At 43.6% G+C, this 24,403-nt stretch carries 21 protein-coding genes, 4 tRNA genes and 1 pseudogene; 5 read left to right on the top strand and 21 right to left on the bottom strand.

From position 1 onward, the window contains the following. Positions 1–11: 11 nt before the first annotated feature. The 5 genes and pseudogenes from metC to QY76_RS14195 all read left to right on the top strand — a co-directional run bounded on the left by metC (position 12) and on the right by QY76_RS14195 (position 2,539). Positions 12–1,192, top strand: a pseudogene (gene metC / locus QY76_RS14175) (cystathionine beta-lyase). 373 nt (positions 1,193–1,565) lie between these two features. Further along, positions 1,566–1,641, top strand: a tRNA-Asn gene (locus QY76_RS14180). A 207-nt stretch (positions 1,642–1,848) separates the two neighbouring features. After that, positions 1,849–1,924 (top strand) — tRNA-Asn (locus QY76_RS14185). A 233-nt stretch (positions 1,925–2,157) separates the two neighbouring features. Further along, positions 2,158–2,233: transfer RNA gene (locus QY76_RS14190), tRNA-Asn, on the top strand. Positions 2,234–2,463: 230 nt separating this feature from the next. Then, positions 2,464–2,539 (top strand) — tRNA-Asn (locus tag QY76_RS14195). A gap of 122 nt (positions 2,540–2,661) precedes the next feature. Here QY76_RS14195 and QY76_RS14200 read toward each other — a convergent pair. From QY76_RS14200 to QY76_RS14265, 21 genes are all read right to left on the bottom strand, one after another. Further along, the gene (locus QY76_RS14200; RefSeq protein WP_034165034.1) at positions 2,662–2,994 is read right to left on the bottom strand and encodes a DUF496 family protein; all 333 of its coding nucleotides are present in this window, start codon (positions 2,992–2,994) and stop codon (positions 2,662–2,664) included. Between the two features lie 239 nt (positions 2,995–3,233). Next, the gene (gene gndA / locus QY76_RS14205) at positions 3,234–4,649 is read right to left on the bottom strand and encodes an NADP-dependent phosphogluconate dehydrogenase (protein ID WP_034165033.1); all 1,416 of its coding nucleotides are present in this window, start codon (positions 4,647–4,649) and stop codon (positions 3,234–3,236) included. A 136-nt stretch (positions 4,650–4,785) separates the two neighbouring features. Further along, on the bottom strand, positions 4,786–5,781 hold the full coding sequence (locus QY76_RS18200; protein ID WP_071844184.1) for a hypothetical protein: 996 nt from the start codon (positions 5,779–5,781) through the stop codon (positions 4,786–4,788). After that, the gene (locus QY76_RS14210; protein ID WP_034165032.1) at positions 5,765–7,030 is read right to left on the bottom strand and encodes a lipopolysaccharide biosynthesis protein; all 1,266 of its coding nucleotides are present in this window, start codon (positions 7,028–7,030) and stop codon (positions 5,765–5,767) included. Before QY76_RS14210 ends, QY76_RS18200 begins: the two co-directional genes overlap by 17 nt. Positions 7,031–7,062: 32 nt before the next feature. Further along, the gene (gene neuC / locus QY76_RS14215) at positions 7,063–8,229 is read right to left on the bottom strand and encodes a UDP-N-acetylglucosamine 2-epimerase (RefSeq protein WP_071844185.1); all 1,167 of its coding nucleotides are present in this window, start codon (positions 8,227–8,229) and stop codon (positions 7,063–7,065) included. Beyond that, positions 8,226–9,476 carry a cytidylyltransferase domain-containing protein gene (locus QY76_RS14220; RefSeq protein WP_034165030.1) on the bottom strand — a complete coding sequence of 417 codons (1,251 nt, stop codon included), beginning with the start codon at positions 9,474–9,476 and terminating at the stop codon, positions 8,226–8,228. Before QY76_RS14220 ends, neuC begins: the two co-directional genes overlap by 4 nt. A 5-nt stretch (positions 9,477–9,481) precedes the next feature. Next, complete coding sequence (neuB, locus tag QY76_RS14225) at positions 9,482–10,522, bottom strand: N-acetylneuraminate synthase (protein WP_045424982.1); 1,041 nt, start codon at positions 10,520–10,522, stop codon at positions 9,482–9,484. Further along, positions 10,515–11,141, bottom strand: a complete 627-nt coding sequence (locus QY76_RS18205) for a NeuD/PglB/VioB family sugar acetyltransferase (protein ID WP_034165028.1) — start codon at positions 11,139–11,141, stop codon at positions 10,515–10,517. The genes neuB and QY76_RS18205 overlap by 8 nt, the downstream gene beginning before the upstream one ends. Positions 11,142–11,162: 21 nt before the next feature. Then, positions 11,163–12,098 (bottom strand): glycosyltransferase family 52, encoded by a 936-nt coding sequence (locus tag QY76_RS14230; protein WP_034165027.1) that lies wholly within the window; start codon positions 12,096–12,098, stop codon positions 11,163–11,165. A gap of 109 nt (positions 12,099–12,207) precedes the next feature. Then, positions 12,208–13,215 (bottom strand): NAD-dependent epimerase, encoded by a 1,008-nt coding sequence (locus QY76_RS14235; RefSeq protein WP_045424834.1) that lies wholly within the window; start codon positions 13,213–13,215, stop codon positions 12,208–12,210. A 147-nt stretch (positions 13,216–13,362) separates the two neighbouring features. Further along, the gene (ugd, locus tag QY76_RS14240; protein ID WP_034165025.1) at positions 13,363–14,529 is read right to left on the bottom strand and encodes a UDP-glucose 6-dehydrogenase; all 1,167 of its coding nucleotides are present in this window, start codon (positions 14,527–14,529) and stop codon (positions 13,363–13,365) included. 23 nt (positions 14,530–14,552) lie between these two features. Then, entirely contained in the window at positions 14,553–15,569 is a 1,017-nt protein-coding gene (gene galE, locus QY76_RS14245) for a UDP-glucose 4-epimerase GalE (RefSeq protein WP_034165024.1), read from the bottom strand. A gap of 15 nt (positions 15,570–15,584) precedes the next feature. Further along, complete coding sequence (locus QY76_RS14250) at positions 15,585–16,487, bottom strand: sugar phosphate nucleotidyltransferase (RefSeq protein WP_034165023.1); 903 nt, start codon at positions 16,485–16,487, stop codon at positions 15,585–15,587. Between the two features lie 11 nt (positions 16,488–16,498). Beyond that, positions 16,499–17,617, bottom strand: coding sequence for a glycosyltransferase family 4 protein (locus QY76_RS14255; RefSeq protein WP_034165022.1), 1,119 nt, complete (start codon positions 17,615–17,617; stop codon positions 16,499–16,501). Positions 17,618–17,660: 43 nt separating this feature from the next. Further along, on the bottom strand, positions 17,661–18,392 hold the full coding sequence (locus QY76_RS18210; RefSeq protein ID WP_235439419.1) for a glycosyltransferase: 732 nt from the start codon (positions 18,390–18,392) through the stop codon (positions 17,661–17,663). Then, a complete protein-coding gene (locus QY76_RS19480; protein WP_235439420.1) occupies positions 18,374–18,781 on the bottom strand; it encodes a glycosyltransferase in 408 nt (135 codons plus the stop codon). Before QY76_RS19480 ends, QY76_RS18210 begins: the two co-directional genes overlap by 19 nt. Further along, complete coding sequence (locus tag QY76_RS14260; RefSeq protein ID WP_071844186.1) at positions 18,774–19,856, bottom strand: glycosyltransferase family 4 protein; 1,083 nt, start codon at positions 19,854–19,856, stop codon at positions 18,774–18,776. Before QY76_RS14260 ends, QY76_RS19480 begins: the two co-directional genes overlap by 8 nt. Beyond that, positions 19,853–20,698, bottom strand: coding sequence for a glycosyltransferase family A protein (locus QY76_RS18215; protein WP_235439422.1), 846 nt, complete (start codon positions 20,696–20,698; stop codon positions 19,853–19,855). Before QY76_RS18215 ends, QY76_RS14260 begins: the two co-directional genes overlap by 4 nt. Beyond that, positions 20,682–22,043, bottom strand: a complete 1,362-nt coding sequence (gene wzy, locus QY76_RS18220) for an O-antigen polysaccharide polymerase Wzy (protein WP_034165020.1) — start codon at positions 22,041–22,043, stop codon at positions 20,682–20,684. Before wzy ends, QY76_RS18215 begins: the two co-directional genes overlap by 17 nt. 15 nt (positions 22,044–22,058) lie before the next feature. Then, entirely contained in the window at positions 22,059–23,030 is a 972-nt protein-coding gene (locus QY76_RS18225; RefSeq protein WP_071844188.1) for a glycosyltransferase, read from the bottom strand. Beyond that, entirely contained in the window at positions 23,027–24,274 is a 1,248-nt protein-coding gene (locus tag QY76_RS14265; protein WP_034165019.1) for an oligosaccharide flippase family protein, read from the bottom strand. The genes QY76_RS18225 and QY76_RS14265 overlap by 4 nt, the downstream gene beginning before the upstream one ends. Positions 24,275–24,403: the final 129 nt, after the last annotated feature.

Raw genomic sequence — 24,403 nt, forward strand, 5'->3', positions numbered from 1 at the left:
AAGGTAAGGTTATGAAAAGCGCTTCAGAGATCAATGAATTTAAACTGGATACACGCCTCTCTCTACTCGGACGCAATCCCGATGAACAGTGGGGCTTCGTTAACACACCGATATACCGTGGCTCGACGGTGATCTTCAACAGCTGTGAGGATATTCGGCAAGTCAAGGCACGCTTCGCCTATGGCACTTTCGGCACCCCGACCATTGAGAGCCTAGAGAAGGCCTGGTCATCCCTGTGCGGCGCTGCGGGCACGGTGATCTCCCCTTCCGGGATGGGCGCCTTAGCGCTGGCGCTGCTCTCGGTCACCCAACGGGGCGACCATATTCTGGTCACCGACTCGGTCTATCGCCCGACCCGTAATTTCTGCGATACCTTCCTGGCCAAGTATGGCGTCAGCGTCAGCTACTATGATCCGCTGATCGGGGAGGAGATTGACGATCTGATCCTGCCCAATACTCGGATGATCATGCTGGAAAGCCCCGGCTCACAGAGCTTCGAAGTACAAGACATCGGTGCGATCGTCGCCGTCGCCAAACGGCGCCAAGTGACCACGGTGATCGATAACACCTGGGCAACGCCGATTTTCTTCCAGGCTCATGCTCAGGGTATCGATCTCTCGGTCGAGGCGGGCACCAAATACCTGGGCGGCCACTCCGATCTGCTGATGGGGTTGGTTTCGGCCAACGAGAGCCACTGGCCCGCCCTGCGCGCCACCTACGACGCCTTAGCGATGCTCCCTGGCGCCGAAGACTGCTTCCTCGCCTTACGCGGATTGCGCACCCTGCACCTGCGGGTCAAGGCGGCGGAGACGCGTGGACTCGCCCTGGCCGAATGGCTGCAGGCACAACCGGAGGTCAGCCGTGTCTTGCATCCCGCCTTCGCCGACTGTCCGGGGCACGCTAACTGGCAGAAGTATTTCTGTGGGTCCACCGGCCTGTTCTCCATCGTGCTGGACAGCCGTTTCAACCAAGATAATGTCGACGCAATGCTCGATGGCATGAAGGTGTTTAGCCTGGGCTTCTCCTGGGGGGCTTCGAGAGCCTCATCGTGCCTTTCGACTGTCGCGACTACCGCAGCGTCGCCCCCTGGGCCCCCGGCGGCATGACGCTGCGGCTCCAGGTTGGCCTGGAAGATATCGCCGACCTGCAGGATGATCTGCGCGAGGGATTCCAACGCCTATCGCGTGGCTAAGCCACCCTGCCGGGGGATTCGCCCTTCTCCCGGCAGGTTCGCCTTATCGGGTTAACGAGAAACACGCGCCGCTGCCGATAGAGCGCGCACCACCGAGCCGCGGCTCGGCTTCTCGGCTTCTCGGCTTCTCGGCTTCTCGGCTTCTCGGCTTCTCGGCTTCTCGGCTTCTCGGCTTCTCGGCTTCTCGGCTTCTCGGCTTCTCGGCTTCTCGGCTTCTCGGCTTCTCGGCTTCTCGGCTTCTCGGCGAAAAATACAGCCAATAACCGACTAAAATGCAATCCACTGCTGTCATATTCAGCAACCGGATGATAATAATCGATTTCCCTATTTACACCCCCAGCGGCTTCGCTATGATGCGCCTCGTTGTCACAATTCCTCTGTAGTTCAGTCGGTAGAACGGCGGACTGTTAATCCGTATGTCACTGGTTCGAGTCCAGTCAGAGGAGCCAAATTTAGAGAAGCCCGCTTAAGGAAACTTAAGCGGGCTTTTTGCTCTGTTCACACTGTCTAGCGCCCCGCCTCTCCCTGACCGATCGCCCAGCGATATGCAGAAATATTACGCCGATTGCTGCCCGATTCAGCAAACGCGTTCGCTCACGCATTTCCTACTTTACAGCATGAGCACGCTTCGCTATTATGCGCCCCGTTGTCACAATTCCTCTGTAGTTCAGTCGGTAGAACGGCGGACTGTTAATCCGTATGTCACTGGTTCGAGTCCAGTCAGAGGAGCCAGATTTAGAAGAGCCTGTCTTCGGAAACGTAGACGGGCTTTTTGCTGTTTGGCGATTGAAGCAGGCTCTCTTCGCTGTGTCTCCACCCGCAAGGCATGGCATTAGCCCGACGCTTTACCATTAATGTACTGAAAACCGACGTTTTGTTGTTATTCTAGCCGAACGCGCGCGCCGTACGATTTAGCCCTTTACAGCCTCACACACCTTCGCTATCATGCGCCCCGTTGTTACGATTCCTCTGTAGTTCAGTCGGTAGAACGGCGGACTGTTAATCCGTATGTCACTGGTTCGAGTCCAGTCAGAGGAGCCAGATTTAGAGAAGCCCGCTTAAGGAAACTTAAGCGGGCTTTTTGCTGTTTCTCATCGAGGCCTCTCCCCTTACTCCCAAGGCGGCTCTTTTCCTACGCTCGGCGCAGACTTCTCGAATTAATGGACTGAAAATCATCGAATTGCCGTTATTCTGGGCGAACGATTGCAAGCGATGATTTAACGCTTTACAGCCCCGCGTCCCTTCGCTATGATGCGCCCCGTTGTCACAATTCCTCTGTAGTTCAGTCGGTAGAACGGCGGACTGTTAATCCGTATGTCACTGGTTCGAGTGCAGTCAGAGGAGCCAGATTCAGAAAAGCCCGCTTAAGTTTCCTTAAGCGGGCTTTTTATCGTTGCAGGCTTGCCCGGCTATGGGGCATAAAAAAAGCGAGATCCGAAGATCCCGCCCGTTGCCTTATACGCGGCGAATTACTTCTCTTCTTTATACTCGCCTTCGCCCAGCGCCTTCAGCTTCTTGGAGAGCTCGCGGCGCTCTTTGGACAGATCGGCGTTCTTGATGATGTACTCATCCACGCGATCCTCGTAGTTACCGCGCATATCGGCAATGATTGCCTGAATCGCTTCAACACTCATGCCCGGCTTGATGTAGTCGCTCAGGTTGTCCAGCAGCAGAACGCGCTTCTGGTTATCACGGATCTTCTTCTCAACATCCGCGATTTCGCGCTGCAGCTTATTCTTGCGGCGGAAGGTACGCACGAATTCCAGCACGTTCTGGAACGTCGGCTTGTTTACATTTTCCATATCAACACCTTTGCTTAAGTTAAAAAACCAAACCTGGCAGCCCATGGACTGGCGTTAATCGCTCTACTGCTGTTTGTACCATCGACGGGCGCACAAAAACAGCCCATTATCACAAGAAAATGGAATGACCGCCGAGTTTTTATGCAACAAGATGCGGCGTTACTTGGTAATTCCCCCACAAAGTAAAAATCCGGGCACGGGCCCGGATTAGCGTAATGATGTCACGCACGACCGTCGGCTTACTCCGCCAGCCATTCGGTATGGAACACCCCTTCCCGATCGGTGCGTTTGTAGGTGTGGGCGCCAAAGTAGTCGCGCTGGGCCTGAATCAGGTTAGCCGGCAGCACCGCGGCGCGGTAGCTGTCGTAATAGGTAATGGCCGCGGAGAGGGTCGGTACCGGGATCCCCTGCTGTACGGCGTAGGAGACCACGTCGCGCAGCGCCTGCTGGTACTCATCTGCAATCGCCTTGAAGTACGGCGCCAGCAGCAGATTGGCCAACGCCGGATTTTCGGCATAGGCATCAGTGATCTTCTGCAGGAACTGGGCGCGAATGATGCATCCGGCGCGGAAGATACGCGCGATCTCGCCAAAGTTCAGCGACCAGTCATATTCGTCAGAGGCGGCCTTCAGCTGCTGGAATCCCTGGGCATAGGAGACGATCTTGCCCAGATACAGGGCGCGACGCACCTTCTCGGCAAAGGCAGCGCGCTCTGCCGCCGGCAGCGTCTGCGCCTGCGGGCCGCTCAGCACCCGGGAGGCCGCCACGCGCTGTGCCTTCAGCGAGGAAAGGTAACGGGCAAAGACGGATTCGGTGATCAGCGTCAACGGGATTCCCAGATCCAGCGCGCTCTGGCTGGTCCACTTGCCGGTGCCTTTATTGGCCGCCTCGTCCAGGATCACGTCGACCAGGTCATTCCCTTCGTCATCTTTCTTGGCGAAGATATCGGCGGTGATCTCGATCAGGTAGCTGCTCAGCTCACCCTGATTCCATTCGGCAAAGGTGGTGGCCAGCTCGTCGTTGCGCATCCCGACGGCGTGCTTCAGCAGGGCGTAGGCCTCGGCGATCAGCTGCATGTCACCGTATTCGATGCCGTTGTGCACCATCTTCACATAGTGCCCGGCACCGTCCGGCCCGATATAGGTCACACAGGCCTCACCGTCTTCGGCTACGGCAGCAATCTTCGTCAGGATCGGCGCGACCAGCTCATAGGCCGCCTTCTGTCCGCCGGGCATAATAGACGGCCCCTTCAGCGCCCCCTCCTCACCACCGGAAACACCGGTGCCGATAAAGTTAAAGCCCTGCGCCGACAGCTCACGGTTACGGCGGATGGTATCCTGGAAGAAGGTGTTCCCACCGTCGATCAGAATGTCCCCCGGCTCCAGATAGGGCGTCAGAGACGCGATGGTCTTGTCTGTCCCCTCACCCGCCTTCACCATCAGCAGAATGCGGCGCGGCGTCTCCAGCGATGCCACAAACGCCTGCACGGAATGGTATGGCACCAGCTTCCGCCCCGGGTTTTGCGCCATCACCTCATCGGTTTTCTCGGGCGAACGGTTAAAAATCGACACCGTATAACCGCGGCTTTCGATGTTCAGCGCCAGGTTACGCCCCATCACCGCCATTCCCACTACGCCGATCTGTTGTTTGGACATGACAAACTCCTGTGTAACACATTCCGGCTGCGCCAGTTGCGCAGCATAATTGTAGGTAATATGTTAACTCATCTTTGCGCTTCAGGGATACCGATTGCTGCCATCGCCCGCTGGATGGCACGGATTGTGTAGCCTTTTATTTTTTAATAAACCTAACTATAGGTTTCAATAAAAATCTTATTGATTGGAATATTTTCATCTTAAACCGAGTAAAATGGCATGATATCAAATCATATAATGATATATTTATGCCTAATTCACTTAATTTATTTATATATTGTACTTTATAATCTCGACATTTCACCACAACAATATTTAACTCGGCAGGTCCTCTAAGTTTAATACTATATCGAGAGAATACATCCTGCAATTTCAGAAAATTTAAACCAATAATAAAATCCTTGCTTATTTTAACATATCGACTATCAGGATTATCTCTTAGTAAATAATTGCCTATCCCCATATCCTCCTTCATGAATTTCATATGATAAAAAGCAAAACACCCACCATACTTTGTCATATTGGTTAAATTCATCACTTCAAAGGCAGGGCTATGTAAAAATATATTTTTTGGCGAAACAGGAAAAATACACAAGTCATTATTCATGCCACAAAAAGTACTATTAGAAGGCAAGAACAACTCGCCTTTATTATCAATCAGATTAACGCCATATAAACTAAAATACTTATCATCACATTCATCCTTTAGGTATTTCTTTATTAAATCACTAACTGATGAATCAAATATAATGTCACCATCAATTTTTACAGCATATTTCCTAGTCGTCATTGACAAGGCATAATTATAATAGTTGACTAAGCTATTAACACTATCCGGCGGTAAAGATATATGCTCTTTAGAACCTGGCGGATACACTTTCGGAATATAGTGATAAGCGCGAACTCTATCGCCAAAGGCTAAAATTGCTCGGGATATTTCAGACTCAGTATTATCAGTACAGTCATTAAAAATGATAACGACTTCATCAACTAAATCCAGCCATGACTCAATAACAGCATAAATATACTCTCCTTCATTTTTAGCCCGAATAAATCCACTTACCCCATATTCCCGCTGATTACCATTCAGCAATGAAAAATCAACAACTGGACGTTCAACTCTCTGAATCATTCCTTAATCTCCAAGGCATCGGATAGACCTTATTAGACATATAGAACGTAAATGCGAAATGGATAAACTTCGCTAATGCAAAAGCTATTGCAGCCCCAAGCAAAGAGAAATAGATTACCCCAACAAATAATAGAACCACACCTAGCGCGCCAGAGATCATTGTCGTCAGCGACAGGTACTGCGTCTTTTTGGCATAAAAAATATAGTTAGTAACCATCAGATACATACCAGAAAAAATTTGCCCAAGGCAGACCCATCCAATAATCCTACCTGCCTCAGTATATTTATCACCGGCAATCATTACAACAATATATGGAGCAATAAAGAATGCCAGTAGCGCAATAAAAAGCAAAGACAGCATATAACAATATGTCATCTTTACTATTTTTAGTCTTTCAATAAAACAGTCGCTTTTTAATCTATCAAATAACCATGGGACAAACGCTTTGTTGATAGCATCAAATATGACTGCTAATGCAGAACTTAACTGAAGAGCAACCATATAGATGCCGACATCAGCAACGCCAAGTTTATGATTAATGATAAACCTATCACTCATAGTTAGCAGCAACATGCCCAATGAATGAGGTAGGAGAGGCACCCCAAAAAGCAATGCTTCCTTTAGATACTTCAATCGAAAGGAGAAAACATCAATTAATTTATCACGACACAGAAGCCCCATGCTTAATACAGCACTTAAGGCCGCACTCATTATAATGGCATCTATGCGCCCTTCTCCGCTCTGCTGCAGAAAAACCACAAAAATAACTGACAACAACATATTGACAATACCACCGCCAACTTGTAACAAACCAAATGATTTTGCTTTATTCCTGATCTGCCACTGCCCTAATCTCATATTTGTTATAAATAAAAATGAGGCAACCAGTATCGCATATAATACCCATCCATCGGGTATGGACAATAATTTTGCCAACTGTGTTTTAAACGATATCCCAACGAGAGAAAGAAACAAAAAGCTAACCAACAGGATCTGAAAGCAGCTTCCATTAAACCTCATCAGGACTAACTGATCGACATTCCCATCATAGTACTTACGATTTGCTGCACCTATTGTATTTAATCCAACGATTGCTGAAATTGCTGATAGAAATGTCTGAAACATCACAACCTGCCCATAGTCTGCAACCGATAGATTACGGGTTAATATTGGTAAGAGTAAGAACGGGATCAGTGCATTTAATATATTCGATGTAAGATACACACCGATTCCTTTAAGTAAATTCACACCCCCTCCTAAGAAAAAAGAAAAACAAATAATTATATATTAAAATCGACATCATAAAAATCCTTATAATCCGCATCTTTTTCTGAGTATAAAAAACGGACAATAGCATCTCCTGCATTTTTTAACGAATCTTTTTTATAATAAGGATTATTAATTCTGGTTATTTTTTGATGAAAATTAACCGACTGACTTAGCTCAATCGCCGCGATGATCGCAGCTTTTGTACAGGCAGCATCAATCACGCTATCACCATAAACACGTCCCTTCTGCCGATCCCCAATATTAATCGTTGCAATATTCAACGAAGGCGCTTCAATAATTCCTGAAGATGAATTACCTATCAAACCACAAGAATACTTCAATAAGCCCAGATATTCTTCAGGGCTCACTGAGACCATATAGCGAGACGCACTCCGCAGACAGAATGACTTAATAATATCAATAATCTTTTCTGATCCTGTATCAGCATTAGAGCCGATAAATATAAAATCATACTCTTCAGAAAATACTGTTAACGCCGTAATCAGGGCTAATGTTTGCTCCGTCAATGAGACTTTAGTCAGCGTTTCCGGGTGAAACACTACTACAAAATACGGCTTAACCAAAGAACCAAAACGAGACTCCAACTCCTGTTTATCAGGCAATACAAGGCTAAGACAATTTTCAGCCCCTAATGCACCAATATTAATAACTGAACTAGGATGCTCTCCTAATTGAATGACTCGCTTGCGGTATTCTTCTGTCGAAACAAGGTGAAGGCTACTCATTTTAGAGATCGCATGTCGAATAAATTCATCATAATTCCCTAACGTTTTCTCGCCACCGTGAAGATGAATCAGAGGAATATTATTCATAGCTGCCGCAGTGGCAACAGAAAAAATCTCATAACGATCACCTAAGATCATGACAGCATCATAATCCTGATTAGCGAAAATTGAGGCAAACGCATTTTGACAAAGCGACATTGAATTTATTATTTTTTCATTGTTTGATGAATCTAAATTAATATCTATAACTTTACTTAAATCAAGTCCATCATTCAGGATATTTTTATATGTGCTCCCATATTTAGGGTCGCAATGCATTCCTGTCGCGATGATACTTAACTTGACCCCCTCCGTACGAGATAGCAACATTAATAATCGGCGTAAAATTCCATATTCAGCGCGTGAACCGGTAACACATAGTAAATGTTTCATGACAATGCACTCTCAATGCTTTCTTTCAATTTCGTATAGGCAAGCTGTGAAAAATGCAATCCGTCATAGGTATATGATGCAGGTAAATTCCCATATTCATCATAAAACTCGCTTGAAAGTCCGATCCAATGAATAGATTTATCCACGCAAACCTTCCTTAAGACCATATTCAATTGAGTTACAATGTCATTATTTCGATCAACTCGCCCCCTCACTGGTGGTACTGCAATAAAATAAATAGCCACATTGTTTTTTATTATTCTAACTTTATCAATAAATTCCCTGACCCATTCAGCAGAAAATGCAATATCCCAGTCATTGAGCACCATATCATTAGTACCTAACATAATAATAGCAGTATCACCAATGTTTTTTATTAATGATCGGTCCAAAATAAGATCAATATACTCCCGTGTATTAATCCCAGCAATCCCCAGGTTATTTACTTTCTCACCATTAATATTATCAACCAGCCAATAATCAAAAATAGAATGGCCAAGCAATGTTATCGAAGTGTTTAGGCACATTAGATCTTTCTTTTCTGCAATTCTATTTATAATACTCTCTCGCAAAATTTCTTTTTTACGCCGACGCGTCTGTATATTTATAGCAACTTCAAAGTCATATCGATCATCAATATCAAGAGAATCCTCTTTATTCATGATAAAAGCCATACTATCACTACCAAAAAAATGCTGCCTCTTCAGATAAGCATCTGGCTTGGCCATAAATATAGCACCGTTTGGAAAATATTCTTTACTGTCCTGCCGACGATATAAGCTAAAATCAATATCAAAATATTTTAAAGTCAGATCTTCCGCCAACGGCTTAATAAGAGAAGATGGTTTATCACTTTGTACCATTGAGACTAAAAAGCTATACTCTGATGAATAAAACAAAGCAGCAGCAGACTTAATATGCTCCGCAGTACGGAAAGGTGATGTTGGCTGCAACAATGCAAAATACTGTATATCACTGATTTTACTCAAAACATCCTCAACCACCATATAGGATGTTGCTGAGTCAGAGGCTAGCGCCGCATCTCTAATAAAAACCTCTGCGCCAAATGACTCTGCAATGCTTTTATACTCATCTGAGTCAGTAGAAACAATAACTCTATCAAACACACCAGAGTTTATAGCAGCCTCAATAGTATACGCAATTAATGGCTTATCCATTAACATTAGAATATTCTTATTACGCAATCCCTTTGAGCCTGAACGAGCTGGAATAATGGCAACTTTCATATATCTTATAACTCCTGCATGCTTAAGTTAGAACAGCAGATCAGCTCATCTTCACAAAAATCTCGCTCTGCAATGCTGCCTAAAACCTGATACCAATGCATAGGACTAATTCCATTACCTGGACGCTTAGTTGTAATATTCTCTAAAGTAAAAATCTCACCTTGCTTTATATTACGTTTGGCAACGATCGATTTTCGAGCAACTATTTTATTCTTGCGTTCAGAATTAGTCACAATTTTATCATAGCTGCCTAATGCTAATTCAATAGCCCGAATCCCCTGACATAAGAGTCGCAATTCATCTGGCGTCACTGATGCTTTATGATCTGGGCCGGGAAAGTCTTTATTTAAAGTAAAATGCTTCTCTATGAAGCAAATGCCATAAGGCACAGCTGCAATCCCTGAAAAATATCCAGGGGAGTGATCGGAGAATCCAATCTGATATTCTTTGAAAATATTCTTAAAGCTAGATAACGTATTAAGATTCACATCAGAATAGGGTGTCGGATATTCTGTGTTACAGTGTAGAATAGTAATATCACTTGCTTTGACACCATTGTTATGCAATACATGCAATGCCATATTAATTTCATCTAGCGTTGCCATTCCAGTCGATATGATGATTTTCTTATCAGTAATATCTAGTCTTGCTATTTTTTCAAGATAAGGAAGATTTAATAACTCTCCAGATGGAATTTTCCATACGCGTTGTTTTAATGAAGCAAGAAAATCGATTGAATCAAAATCAAACGGCGTAGAGAAAACATCCAGACCAAGATTTTTTGCATATTGTGACAGTTCAATAAAGTCATCATATGCAAGCTCCAATTTACGCGTCATCTCAAGCTGAGACTCTTCACAGCCAGTTTGCTTTATCTGATACTCCGCCTTTGGTGCATATTTTGAAATCAGCAAATCCGCTTTAAACGTTTGAAACTTAACGGCATCCACCCCAGCGGCTTTTGCCTGCTCAACCATTTTTTTAGCCAGTAGAGGATCGCCATTATGGTTACAGCCAATTTCAGCAACGATATACACTTTATTCATCATAATTCTCTCTGATTAAACGCGTCGGGGAGCCCGCAACTACAACATTATCTGGAATATCTCTAATCACTACGGAGCCTGAACCAATGATTGAGCCATTACCAATAGTTAGCTGTCCATTAATCACGCTACAGCTCCCGACAAATGTTCTCTGGCCAACCTGAACATCACCATTAAGAACAGCGTTAGTTGATATATTAGAGCAACACCCAAGAGTATTTCCATGCTCAACTAAAGCTCTAGTATTGATCACAACGGCATCATGTATTATCGTGTCACTATTGACTATACACATTTTACCAATATATATTCCATTGCCTAATGTAACATTGGGATCAATCAATGCTGATGAGTCAATTATATTGACCAACGATAATCCCTTGGACATTAATCGTTGGTAAAACCACCAACGATGCTTTGGCTCTCCGATACCGATAAAATAAACATAATCGTTAAAATTATCTATTTTTTCGATTGCATTAGCCAGAATTGGGTATCCTTGATGAACGCCTTGCTTATACGTATCGATAAACCCAATCAATTCAAGCTGATTAATATCGATACTACTAATAATAGATTTAGAAAACCCGCCGGCACCTATAATTATCAATTTTTGCATGCCATAATCCTTTTTATTACACTAAATCTCGATACATGGAGATCCCATTGCCATCAACTTTGCTATATTTTCAGAGGTAACGGCATCGATATGTTTTGCTTTCACTGCGATACAATTCACCATTGGCATATCGAACATATTAAACTGTACACTACTCGCCATTCCATACACATTGATCTTTGCGTATTTTTTGCATAACGAAATTATGATATGTTCGGCGATGAGATTGTCATATACACCCGGAAGAAAAAAACCATTAAATAATCTCTCACTCTCTCTAGGGTGTGGGATATAATAAGTGTTATTGTTTTTTTCTAAAAATGCAAGAATGTTTTTTTCTAGCTTAGCGACATGCTTTTTTCCATTGAGCATCTCACTATATATTCCACCAAGAAAGAGCGATATTTCACCATTGCTAACGGCATCATTACCATCATCTATATTAAACAAATTTACCAGCTGGGTATTTGGGATGATATTCTTACGATCCTTATAAATCGTATGATGCAAACATGATTCATTCAAGATCCTATTCTTATCAAACTTTCGTCTTAATAGCGTGTGAACGATTAACTTCCATCGTTTCTGCGCCACGTCATTATAATATCTTCCACTATAGCTTATATTGACAGTCCCATCATCAAACGTCTCTATTCTTTTAAAATTAGCATAGGAGAGAACATAATGTATAAAAGGATGATCAATGTTGGCAAAATAAATAGTATCAAATGATTTATTTTTCACAAATCGATAAATATCGATAAAAGTTTTCACTTTCAACGGTGCAAAGAAAGCCCGGGATTCTACCATATGCTTACCTAAGTCAGCATAATATTTTCGATTCACTTCATTATCTTTAGCGAAAAAATAAAATAGCTGTGCATCAGTATCTTTTTTTTGCTTTATTTTTTCCGCAATCAGCGTTTGGAGTGGTGTCAAACAAATATACAGATCCACAGAGACATCTCACATATTAATTTTAAAACAAGAAAATATAAAAAAACCGTAGCTATTTATCATAGCTACGGTTAAAACGTAACAAACTTTGTTGTAAAAGTGAACTGTTTTAAGCGTTATAATAGTCACGATACCAATTTACGAAAGCCAGCACTCCCGCTTTCACCCCTACCTGCGGGCGGTAGCCGGTCACCGCGAACAGATCCTCGGTATCGGCATAGGTCTGGTAGACATCGCCCGGCTGCATCGGCATAAAGTGCTTCTGCGCCTCGATCCCCAGGGCCTCCTCCAGCGCCGTAATGTAATCCATCAGGCGCACCGGGCTACCGTGACCGATATTATAGATACGGTATGGCGCGGAGCTGGCGGCCGGTGAACCCTGCTCGACCCGCCAGTCGGCGTTCGGCTGCGGCACGACCTCCATAATACGCAGCACGCCTTCGACGATATCGTCGATATAGGTAAAATCACGCTGCATATCGCCATGGTTGTAGATATCGATGGGCTTGCCTTCCAGCATACTCTTGGTGAACTTGAACAGCGCCATATCCGGGCGCCCCCACGGCCCATAGACCGTGAAGAAGCGCAGGCCGGTGGTCGGCAGCCCATACAGATGAGAGTAGGAGTGCGCCATCAGCTCGTTGGACTTCTTGGTGGCGGCATACAGGGAAATCGGGTGATCGACGCGGTCGGCGGTCGAGAACGGGACCTTGTTGTTCAACCCATACACGGAGCTGGAGGAGGCGTAAATTAGATGCCCCACCTTACTGTGACGGCAGCCTTCCAGCACGTTGACGTGTCCCAGCAGGTTGCTCTGGGCATAGCTCAGCGGGTTGGTCAGGGAGTAGCGCACTCCCGCCTGCGCCGCCAGGTGAACCACCCGGTCAAAGTGGGCGGCGCTAAACAGCGCCGCCATGGCCGCGCTGTCGGCGATATCGATCGGATGGTAGGTGAAGTTGGCATCGGCCTGCAGCGGCGCCAGGCGCGCCTGCTTGAGCGACACATCGTAATAGTCGTTCAGGTTGTCGATGCCCTCGACCTGATGCCCCGCCGCCAACAAACGGCCACAGAGATTGGCACCGATAAAACCGGCGCAGCCAGTTACTAAAACACGCATAAATTATCCTGTAAAAATCTCCCCCCGGCTGAAACGACACGCACGCCCTAGGGCGCGCGTTGGAGGCAGGTGTTAGTCAGTACGATCCAATGGACATTATGCTAACCTCGCCAGCCAATATTGTCTTACAAAATTTGCCGGTAATGGTTAGTCATTGCCGAAGATATCGCGGGTGTAGACCTTATCCGCCACGTCATCCAGCTCCGGCGCCATACGGTTAGAGATGATCACATCCGACATCGCCTTAAACTGCTCCAGGTCACGGATCACCTCTGAGTGGAAGAAGCTATCCTCTTTCATCACCGGCTCAAAGATCACGACCTTAATCCCCTTGGCCTTGATGCGCTTCATGATCCCCTGGATCGAGGAGGCACGGAAATTATCCGAACCGCTCTTCATGATCAGCCGATACACACCCACCACCTGCGGATTGCGCGCGATAATCGAGTCAGCAATAAAATCTTTACGCGTACGGTTGGCCTCGACAATCGCCTGGATCAGGTTATTGGGCACCGAGGAGTAGTTGGCCAAGAGCTGCTTGGTATCTTTTGGCAGACAGTAGCCGCCGTAGCCAAACGAAGGATTGTTATAGTGGTTACCGATGCGCGGATCGAGGCTGACCCCTTCAATGATCTGGCGGCTGTTGAGTCCCAGCGCCTCGGCATAGCTATCCAGCTCGTTAAAATAGGCAACCCGCATCGCCAGATAGGTGTTGGCAAACAGCTTGATCGCCTCCGCCTCCGTCGAATCGGTCAGCAGGGTCGGGATATTCTGCTTAATCGCCCCCTCCTGCAGCAGCGCAGCAAAGCGCTCCGCGCGCTCGGAGCGCTCGCCGACCACGATACGCGACGGGTGCAGGTTGTCATACAGCGCCCGCCCCTCGCGCAGAAACTCCGGCGAAAAGATCAGGTTATCGATACCCAGGCGCTCACGCAGCTGCTGGGTAAATCCGACGGGAATGGTCGACTTGATGATCATCACCGCCGCCGGATTGATCGCCAGCACATCGCGGATCACCGCCTCTACGCTGGCGGTGTTAAAGTAGTTGCTCTTGGGATCATAGTCGGTCGGCGTCGCAATGATGACAAAATCAGCGCCGCGGTACGCCTCTTCCTTGTCCAGCGTCGCACGGAAATTCAGGGAGCGATGAGTGAGGTACTCCTGGATCTCCTTATCCACGATCGGTGACTGACGCCGGTTAAGCATCTCGACCTTCTCCGCCACGATATCCAGGGCGACGACCTCATGATGCTGAGCCAGCAAAATTCCGTTGGACAGGCCGACGTAGCCCGTACCGCTAATCGCAATCTTCATCACATGCCTTTGTATTAATAAAATTAATCTTGATACCCATTCGGGTTGCTCTGCTGCCAGCGCCAGGTGTCGCGCATCATCTGATCCAGATCGTACTGCGCGCGCCAGCCGAGCTCCCGCGCCGCCAGCGCCGGATCGGACCAGCATTCGGCAATATCGCCCGCGCGACGCGGCGCAAAGCGGTAAGGTATAGTAACCCCAGAGCACCTCTCAAATGCGGCAACGATATCCAAAACGGAATATCCTACTCCGGTTCCCAGGTTATACACTTTGTAGCTGGCGCCCTCATCGCGACGATCGAGCGCGGCCAGGTGGCCCGTGGCCAGATCCATCACGTGAATATAGTCGCGTACCCCGGTGCCATCGTGGGTGGGATAATCATCGCCGAAGATGGACAGGCAGGCCAGTTTCCCCACCGCCACCTGCGCGACATAGGGGACCAGATTGTTGGGGATGCCGTTGGGATCCTCGCCGATAAGCCCCGACGGATGTGCCCCCACCGGGTTAAAGTAGCGCAGCGCGGTAATCCGCATCTCGGGTCTGGCGCGAGATACGTCCTGCAGGATCTGCTCAACCATCAGCTTGGAGGTGCCATAGGGGTTGGTCGTCCCGCCGGTACGGCTGTTCTCCGTCAGCGGCACTGACTCGGGATCGCCATACACCGTCGCAGAAGAGCTAAAGATAAAGCCCTGCACACCGGCGCAATGCATCTCTTCCAGCAATACCAGCGTACCGCTGACGTTGTTGTCGTAGTACTCCAGCGGTTTTTCCACCGATTCACCCACGGCCTTGAGACCGGCGAAGTGAATCACATCGCTAATAGCGTGCTGTGCAAAAATCTGCCGCAGCAGCGCCCGATCGCGCACATCGCCGCGGTACAGATGCGGCTGGCGGCCGCAAATCTGCGCCACCCGGTTCAACGCCTGCGCAGAGGCGTTGACAAAGTTATCCAGCACCACCACCTCATCCCCGCGGGACAGCAGTGCCAGCACCGTATGAGACCCGATATAGCCGGCGCCGCCGGTCACTAAAATTGCCATGCTAAATACCCTGAATCAATCAATTCGCGTCTGCACATCCCGCAGCCAGGCGGTAAAGGCCTCTCCCTGCTGAGAGTGACTTAACCCACCGGCGACAAAGGCCTCAGCATACCCCAATTTATCACCGCAGTCATAGGAGAGCCCCACCTGGCGATAGGCCTCTACCGGACGGTGCTGCAGCAGAGTTGCAATGGCATCGGAGAGCTGGATGCGCTCCCAGGCGCCAAAGCCGGTGGCGGCCAGGATCGGCCAGATGGCGGCAGACAAGACATAGCGCCCGACCGCGGACAGGTCAGACTGGTATTTCTCTGCGTTCTCGGGTTTTTCCACAATCGAGGTCATGCGCGCACTCTGCCCCGGCGCCAGCACCGCATCGGCACAGTTGATCACCGAATACTCCGGCAGCACCTCCAGCGGCATCGGCTGCACCAGCACCTGGCTACGCCCGCTCTCCTCAAAACGCGTGACCATCGCCGCCAGATTCTGAGTGGCGGGATCGAAGGTGCTGGTGTCTAACCAGATATCCGGCAGTGCGACGATAAAGGGATGCTCCCCGACCAGAGGGCGGGCGCAGAGAATGGCATGCCCCAGACCCAGCGGTTTATGCTGACGTACGCTGTTGATAGTCACCCCTGGCGGGCAGATGGAGCGTACCTCATCCAACAGCTGACGTTTGACGCGCGCCTCGAGCAGCGCTTCCAGCTCAAACGACGTATCGAAGTGGTTCTCAATGGCATTCTTGGAGGAGTGGGTCACCAGAATGATCTCTTTCACCCCCGCCTGGACGCACTCATGCACTACTTTTTGAATCAACGGCTTATCGACGATGGGCAGCATCTCTTTCGGGATGGCCTTGGTGGCCGGTAGCATCTTCATTCCCAGTCCGGCGACGGGGATAACGGCTTTAAGTGTGGTCACTAGAATTAATCCTAACCAAGAAGTATCTTAATAAGCTTATCGCAGAAAGCATCTTCATCAAATTTTCTTTCTGCTAGAATACGACTTTCTTTTCCCATTCGTTCAATTTCACTCTGATTCTCTATAAAATAGATCATCTTTTCGGCCAAAGCCTGAGCATTCCACGGCGGAACGAGGAAACCATTAACGCCGTCTATTACCGTCTCTTTACAGCCTGGCACATTCGTAGTAATAATTGGACGACCAATAGCCATAGCCTCCTGGGTACTTCGAGGAACCCCTTCCCTATATGAAGGTAATACAAAAACACTCGTTTCTGTCAAAACCTCATGTATATTATTTGACACACCTCTAAAGTTAACATGGCCTTCATCAATCCAACTTTTTAATTCTATTTTACTTACACCACCAAGGTTATCATCGATTCCACCCACAAAATCGAATTTTACGTTAGAGTATATTCCACGCACATAACTCGCCGCCTTAACATACTCTCTAACACCTTTATCGATTAACAATCGAGAGACCATTGTAAAGCGAATTTCACGAGGAAGTGGTTGATGCGAGAATTTATTCAAATCAACACCAATCCCGCCTATAACATAGGTACGCTCAACGCTAACATGATTATCAATAGTAATTTCTCGCCTATCATCATCATTTAAAAAAATAACACAGCGAGAGTGCGGCAATGCTAATTTATACAATAAAACCTGCGAGCGCCGTAATATTTTCTTCTTTAGTGAGTCGGGTTCTAATCGTCGAGTAAAGCAATACCCTAGGCCTTCTAACATCGAGTAATTGCATTTTACCCCAGCATAATGCGCAGCCAATGTACCAAAAATGACAGGTTTGGGAAAAAAAGAAAACGTAATATCAGGGTTTATTTCTTTTATTTTTTTAATCATAGAGCATATAGTCACCACTGCTTGAAATGGATTAACGCTACTACGATTCAATTCATAAAAGACAACATGAATACCCAACTGGTTAAGTTCTGATACTCTAGATGCATCTGTTTTTGGCAGCAATAAGTAAACAACATGCCCATCATGAATCAGCCGCTCAATCAACCTCAGCCTAAAGTTAAATATAGATGCGGCAGTGTTTGTTATTAACAGTATATTCACAAATAGGTCACCAAATCAAAACAACATAACATTATGAATGCAATCATACTACCTTATTATATAACTGCATCCACTCATCGGACACTGCACATAATGAATACCGTGTTAAAATACGATCTCTGGCCTTATCTGAAATTATTTCTCTCTGCTCTGGCGTCAGATCTATTGCTGATTTTAATGCGCTAGCTAAAAGCATAGAATCAGCTTTTGGAACAAGAAACCCAGCATCACCAACAATTTCTTTTGTCCCACCACAATCCGTAGAGACCACTACACCACCACAACTCATCGCTTCACACAAAACTAAAGGCATCCCCTCCCATGAAGACGACATTACATATATGTCCATTGCAGACATCAACTCTGCCACATCATATCTTAATCCGAGCCAACGGACGCTACTCTCAATGCCTAAGTCGATGGCTAACTGCGCTAATGACGCCTTATCCTCCCCAATACCTGCAATAGCTAACACTAAGGAACGGCCTTCACATTTAATTTTTGAAAAAGCCGACAGCAAATTTTTATAATTTTTAGCTTCAGTCAACCGGCCCACGGCAAGTATTAATACGTCGTCATTAGACAGAGACAACTCACGTCTTTTATTTACTCTTTCATTCGCTGAATATTTATATTTATCAGTATTAACCCCATTATACATAAGTATCATCCTCCCTTTTTTTACCGCATTCGCCTGCTCAAAAGATGTTACAGCCTCTTGGCTAACATTAGTGGATATTGAAGCAAGCCAATCCGTTAAACGATAGGATAACATTCGCCAGCGCCCCCCTCATTGGTATTATGAGCGGTACAAATCAATTTAAAGGATGGATCTAGCACACGAAGAAAACGAGAGAATAAATTGGCATGATACATATGACTATGAACGACCTGAGGATTAAATCCTTTAATTATCCTCCTGACACGCCATAGCGCACGAATAAAACCAAAGATATTCTTTTTCATGTTTATTGAATAGACTTTTACATCTTTCAATAAAGGTTGCACCACCACTCCATCGGCAAGACTAATAACAATAACATTTACTCCACGCAAAGAGAGTTTATCAGCCAAATCACAAACTTGTTTTTCAGCCCCTCCCATACCAAGTCCTGTGATAACAAAACAAACTCTATGAACATTATTCTGATTGAGCTCAATCATTTAACAATCTCATCCATTGTCTACCAATATTATCCAAATGATACTTCCTTGCATTATTAATGGAGCAAGTCACCATTTCATTATATATTTTCTCGTCATCATAGACAATTGCAGCATATTCAACTTTATCGGCAAACCCTAAAATATCATTATTGTCTATTAACCAGCCGTTCTTATTTTCAATAACAATTTCACTAGGCCCTGTATCGCAGTCAAATGCAATAATTGGCAAGCCAGTTTCTTGCGCCTCTAGCAAGACCATAGGGAAACCTTCAAATCTAGAAGTCATTACATAAAATGCGCTAACTGAATAATGCTCAATAACATTATTTGTGTTTGAATAAAACTCGACAAAATTAGAGATCCCTAAGGAATCACATAGCTTTTTTAATTCTTCCTCATCCTCACCGCTACCGACAATACGTAACACCCAATCTTGTCGTTTCAAACAGAATATAGACCAAGACTTGAGTAGTAAATCGAAACCTTTTTGATAAGTTAGCCGACCGACGGCCAACATGATTTTCTTTTTTCTTATGTCAATATTGCTTGTGAGACTGAAGGGGACTGGGTTATAAATTCTGTTCACTTTTGCTTTGCAGAAACATTTATCAAGCCAGAATTTTTTATCTCTCTCCGTCAATGTTATTATATCATCTGCAAAACAGGCGGCTAATACTCTAGCAACTCGTCTAACCTTCTTCCCAAGATCAATTTTATAATTAAAATGTTCCCAGCAAATATTTCTAATACGTAAATTAATAAAAGCAGGAATAGAATAAATAGAGAGCATAGATTCAACATTAATAAATATATCTATGTTTTTTTTCTTTACAAAAGAGCGCAAAAATAAGACAACCGAAGGCAAGCGAGTAATTCCTCGACCAACATCATCGAATATATTACAAACAGATACATTACTATTTAAAGGAAAAAAACTCTTCTGACCACACTGTAAACTAAGGATAGATACCTGGTACCCATTTCCTGCCAAAAAATTAGCCAGGACGCTAGTCACCCGTTCAGTGCCACCTGACCGACTAATATCCCCAACAAAAAAGCATATGCTTCTCATATTTTATATCTCTTTAAGATACAGTATAAAACAGCCTGAAAATACCGAATAACAGTTTTTATAAAACCTATTGGGTTTTTCATAAAGCATCTTATAGGGATATTTTTTAGCATCGCAGATCTTGAAATCAAATGGCCTCGAGCATTCATAGAAAAAGAACTTTTGCTAAGGCGTCCTACCACCTCCTGATCATGAAAAATACTCAAAGGCTCATCTAAATATATGAATTTATATTTTTTTGACACAATCGAGTAGAACCAAATTTCTGGAATAAATTTTACTCCATCAACAACTGGATATGGAAATTCCGAAATAATTTTTGTTTTAAATACATCAATCCTTTCACCAAAAATAGCACTGGCAAATTCATCATACCAGCTGGCAATGCCACCGCCGCCAACCTGAAATAAACTATCAGGCTTACCTGTTGACTTTCTAATAGCCAAACAACGCAGTCCTATTAAATCTTTTCTTTCATCTAGCAATTTAACATATGGTTTTAATTTTAACAGTGCAGAAGATACTAACTCATCATCAGAATCCAAACCGATAAAAAACTCCCCTCGCGCCTCTTTTATTGCTCTATTCCATGCTGACTGCTTTCCAGCGTTATTTTGATAAATATAGTTAATGTGAATTTTTCCATCCTTAATAAAATTATTCACAATATCTTTTGTATTATCAGTTGAACCATCATCAATAATAATCCATTCTATATCATCATATCCTTGATGAAGAATGCTTTCATAGCAACGATGCAGGGTTTTTGCTCGATTAAACGTTGGCGTGAATACTGTAAACATAAGAGTAGAAAGTTCCATCTGATTATTTTTTAATGCCAATCTTAATCTTTGGCATTAAAAAAACAAAAAACAAAAAATAAAAACAGAACGGCGATATTATAACCAATGAGGATCTTGGTAAAAATACTAGGCGCGTAAAGATCGCAGTCAATAAAACAAGCCAAAATAGATTCTTAGAAGCATTTTGCAAAGTAGAGAGCAAAAGCCCAAAGCTAAAGGCCAAGAATGAAAAACCTAAAATATTTCTACCACCAAAAACATAGAAATCACTCATCAATGTCCAATCTAATCCAAACCCTCTAGCAAACAGACTTTCATCTAGCGTCTTAGCCATATAGTGTTGAAAACCAGTCATATAATATTCAACTGGTATAAAGATAGAGGCTATAGCACTAGCACCAGGGAAAATCGTCTGAAAATAGCTTAATATAGGGTAATTACTAACCTTAGTTGATAGATCAAATACCATTAGTGATACCCCCTGATTAAAAAGGAAGGTAGATAAAAACTTCACTAATGAAAAATCAGAAAAACTCCCACTGCCTCGATATGACATTATTTGTATAAAGGCAGATAGTAAAATCACACTGATTAATGAAATGGTTAAAAACCTAAACACGCCTAAATTTTTAGCACCATTTCGCCCAATCAACCAGATCAAAAGGAGAAGACTAACTAACAATGGTCCACGAGCACCGATAACGGTAGAGCAAATAATAGTTGTTATATATATTCCAACAAACCATTTTTTCCTATATCCAACAACTATCGCATAGGAAAATCCAATCGCAAAAATAGTTTGGGCTAGACTGCTTAATGGAAGACTGTATGCCTTATCTTGCCAGAGTTTAGATGCTAGATACCCGCCTCTAATAGCATCTAGAACTGTCGACATGAGTTCGATGAGAAATAACGGACTTAATAAGAGTGCAACATTGCAAAAGCGTCGCATCCATTGTTCATCTAATGCAACAGGTTTAAAAGATAAATTACTAAAAAACGCTATTTTGTAGCCAAAATCCATAGAGCATAAAAAAACAAATATATATAAAGTTAACGTTACTGCGTCATAATCATTTAACGTATAATTAACAAAAAAGTTCATGCTAAATACATTGACATCGCCGCCGATGAAGGCAATAAAGAACCTACCACAGATAAATAATGAGAATGCAATCAAAAACAAGCAATAAGTTGAATTAATATATATTTTACAGATAAAATTAGATATAAATATACAAATAATAAATAATGGCAAAGCAAGCTCTAATAACCTTAACTCACTGCCATCGTGTTGAAAAAACAGAAAAAACAAAACTGGAATCATTAATACATAAATAATAAGCTGAAAAAAAGCAAATCTCTTATTATCATTGTTGACCATTAGCAAGTTATCCCATTATATGATTTTGTTTGTTTTGAAAACTTCTTTTTCTACAGCCTTAGTTAATCTAGCAAAGAGAGTTTTCCTGAAAGCATAATATAAGAGAGGTTTTATTTTTCCAGCAGCAAAAACTCGCGATGGAATGATCCTGTTAATATAAAAGCAAGACTCTTTAGCCAAGATAGCATCTTCATGATATAGCCTTGCACATTTGGATATATGTGAAATATATAAGTTAGACAATAATATTGCCCATTGTTTCTTACTCTTAGCAAGATAATATATCCGAATATATCTTAGGATACCAAACTCGCTATCATTTAGATCACTTAATTTTAAATTAGAGGTTATCCCTGAACTGTTTTTCCTATATTTAACTATAGGCATCTGAGTATCAATTATTTTTTTTGACCGAGCTACTAATATTGGGATAATCAGTTGATCTTCAAATCGACGGCCTTCATCAAAGCGAATATGGGAAAATAATGTTTTTTTATAAATAAAACGCCAGGCGAACCAGTCTGATTTTTTAAAGATATTAATAGGATCATTTAAAATAAAATCATCTTCTTGTGCTGATATGTCTCCTATTCCCTCCTTAACGGGAATAGGATCACCATCGGCATCAACCGATATATATGGAAACGATAAACAATCTGGATTATGCTTTAATAGTTTTCCTTTAATGACTTCATAAATACCATCAGTCCACATATCGTCTGAATCTAAAAATGCAATATATTTACCGGTAGCGGCTGACAATCCACTATTTCTTGCACTAGATAATCCTCCATTAACTTTATTAATATTTATAAATGAATATTTACCTTCATAGCCATTTATAATATCAAGAGAATTATCTGTTGAGCCATCATTAACAATAATTACCTCAAGAGACTCATCATATTGCTTGAATACCGAATTGAGACAAGCATGCAAATACATGCTAGTATTGTACACAGGAATAATTATAGACAGTAACTTCATACTTTACCGATTATCTCTCTCATCAATCCCTTTTTATACAAAACAAAAGAGAGTAGAAACAAAGCAATAATTTCGACAAAAACGACTGATAGTGAGGCGCCTATTGCTCCATATGTTTTAGCCAAGAAATAACATAATGGCAAATGGATAATTACACAAACAATTGGCATGACCGTATATTCTTTCTTATACCCACAGGGCAACAAAATATAGTTACCAAAGACCGTTGCCGTTAAAACCAACAAATATATCGGCGAATATATTACAAATAATGTTGACACCATCTCATATTTATCACCATAAATTAATGTTGCGAGTGGTCCAGAAAAAACAGCCATTACAACACCAATAAATAATGCAGCCCCTCCCTGAAAAGCCAAGATCCTCTTAACTAATAAGAAAGCATCACGTCTGCTCGTAATAAATAAATTACTCAATCTAGGATAGAATGCATTCCCCAATATAAGGAAAACGCCTAATACGGCCCCTTTAATTCTATCTGCTGCAGTATATATACTCACTTGATCGATAGTACTAACTGCGGCGATGATAATACCACTACTTATTGTATAAAGATTTATTGATATCATAGCCACAAAAACACTATAGCTATCTCTTATGGTTAGAATAATATCATTAAGGCTTACAGAGACGAGCTTTATTTTTTTTGATTTATAGATAATCAAGCATGCCATAACCCCACCGATAAAACCGGTTGCCGATTGAATAATAACGGCCGCAGAGACATCCTCTTCCCCCTGGACGAATATAAAAAACAAGGGTAACGTAATTAATCTCGCGAACAAGGTTACTTTCGTCACTGAGGATAACTCTTCAATCCCTTGAAAGTACCACACTGGCATGATAACAGTGCCAACAAGCATAATTAAAATATAAACCAACTGAGGCTTAAATATTCCATTAAAATGAAAATAAACAAGAAAGAGTATGACAGCACTAATCAAGCCACAAAGCATTGCTTTTGTATATATTGTAGTCCAAAAAACATGAGATATATACTTAGTGTCACCTTGGTTTTGTGCTATTTTTTTTGTTGATGTAAAATTAAATCCAAAATCGACGAACAAAACACAATACTGTGAAACATTCAATACCAGCCCATATATGCCAAACTCATACAAGCCTAGTGTTCTTGTTAGATATGGTATTGTGAGCAGCGGAACTACATAACTACTTCCTTGTAAAATAAGTAAATATACTATATTTTTCCTTAAAAGAGACATAATTGAATCGCTTAAATTGGATATTTTGTTATGGAAACGTAATTTTAATTACTAAAGAAATAAACATATATCTACGCTACCGCCCTTGGCTCTACAGCTACCAATGCACTGACTACTCTGTACCGACGC

The organism is Edwardsiella sp. EA181011 (genome assembly GCF_000800725.1).
Taxonomy (GTDB): Bacteria; Pseudomonadota; Gammaproteobacteria; order Enterobacterales; family Enterobacteriaceae; genus Edwardsiella; species Edwardsiella anguillarum.

What these genes read in the sequence shown, in the direction of transcription:
- QY76_RS14265 (WP_034165019.1), bottom strand. Translation starts at nt 24,274, where the DNA reads ATGTCTCTTTTAAGGAAAAATATAGTATATTTACTTATTTTACAAGGA.
- QY76_RS18200 (WP_071844184.1), bottom strand. Translation starts at nt 5,781, where the DNA reads ATGATTCAGAGAGTTGAACGTCCAGTTGTTGATTTTTCATTGCTGAAT.
- galE (WP_034165024.1), bottom strand. Translation starts at nt 15,569, where the DNA reads ATGGCAATTTTAGTGACCGGCGGCGCCGGCTATATCGGGTCTCATACG.
- wzy (WP_034165020.1), bottom strand. Translation starts at nt 22,043, where the DNA reads ATGGTCAACAATGATAATAAGAGATTTGCTTTTTTTCAGCTTATTATT.
- QY76_RS14235 (WP_045424834.1), bottom strand. Translation starts at nt 13,215, where the DNA reads ATGCGTGTTTTAGTAACTGGCTGCGCCGGTTTTATCGGTGCCAATCTC.
- QY76_RS18225 (WP_071844188.1), bottom strand. Translation starts at nt 23,030, where the DNA reads ATGAAGTTACTGTCTATAATTATTCCTGTGTACAATACTAGCATGTAT.
- QY76_RS18205 (WP_034165028.1), bottom strand. Translation starts at nt 11,141, where the DNA reads ATGCAAAAATTGATAATTATAGGTGCCGGCGGGTTTTCTAAATCTATT.
- neuB (WP_045424982.1), bottom strand. Translation starts at nt 10,522, where the DNA reads ATGAATAAAGTGTATATCGTTGCTGAAATTGGCTGTAACCATAATGGC.
- QY76_RS18210 (WP_235439419.1), bottom strand. Translation starts at nt 18,392, where the DNA reads ATGTTATCCTATCGTTTAACGGATTGGCTTGCTTCAATATCCACTAAT.
- QY76_RS14220 (WP_034165030.1), bottom strand. Translation starts at nt 9,476, where the DNA reads ATGAAAGTTGCCATTATTCCAGCTCGTTCAGGCTCAAAGGGATTGCGT.
- neuC (WP_071844185.1), bottom strand. Translation starts at nt 8,229, where the DNA reads ATGAAACATTTACTATGTGTTACCGGTTCACGCGCTGAATATGGAATT.
- ugd (WP_034165025.1), bottom strand. Translation starts at nt 14,529, where the DNA reads ATGAAGATTGCGATTAGCGGTACGGGCTACGTCGGCCTGTCCAACGGA.
- gndA (WP_034165033.1), bottom strand. Translation starts at nt 4,649, where the DNA reads ATGTCCAAACAACAGATCGGCGTAGTGGGAATGGCGGTGATGGGGCGT.
- QY76_RS14260 (WP_071844186.1), bottom strand. Translation starts at nt 19,856, where the DNA reads ATGAGAAGCATATGCTTTTTTGTTGGGGATATTAGTCGGTCAGGTGGC.
- QY76_RS14200 (WP_034165034.1), bottom strand. Translation starts at nt 2,994, where the DNA reads ATGGAAAATGTAAACAAGCCGACGTTCCAGAACGTGCTGGAATTCGTG.
- QY76_RS19480 (WP_235439420.1), bottom strand. Translation starts at nt 18,781, where the DNA reads ATGATTGAGCTCAATCAGAATAATGTTCATAGAGTTTGTTTTGTTATC.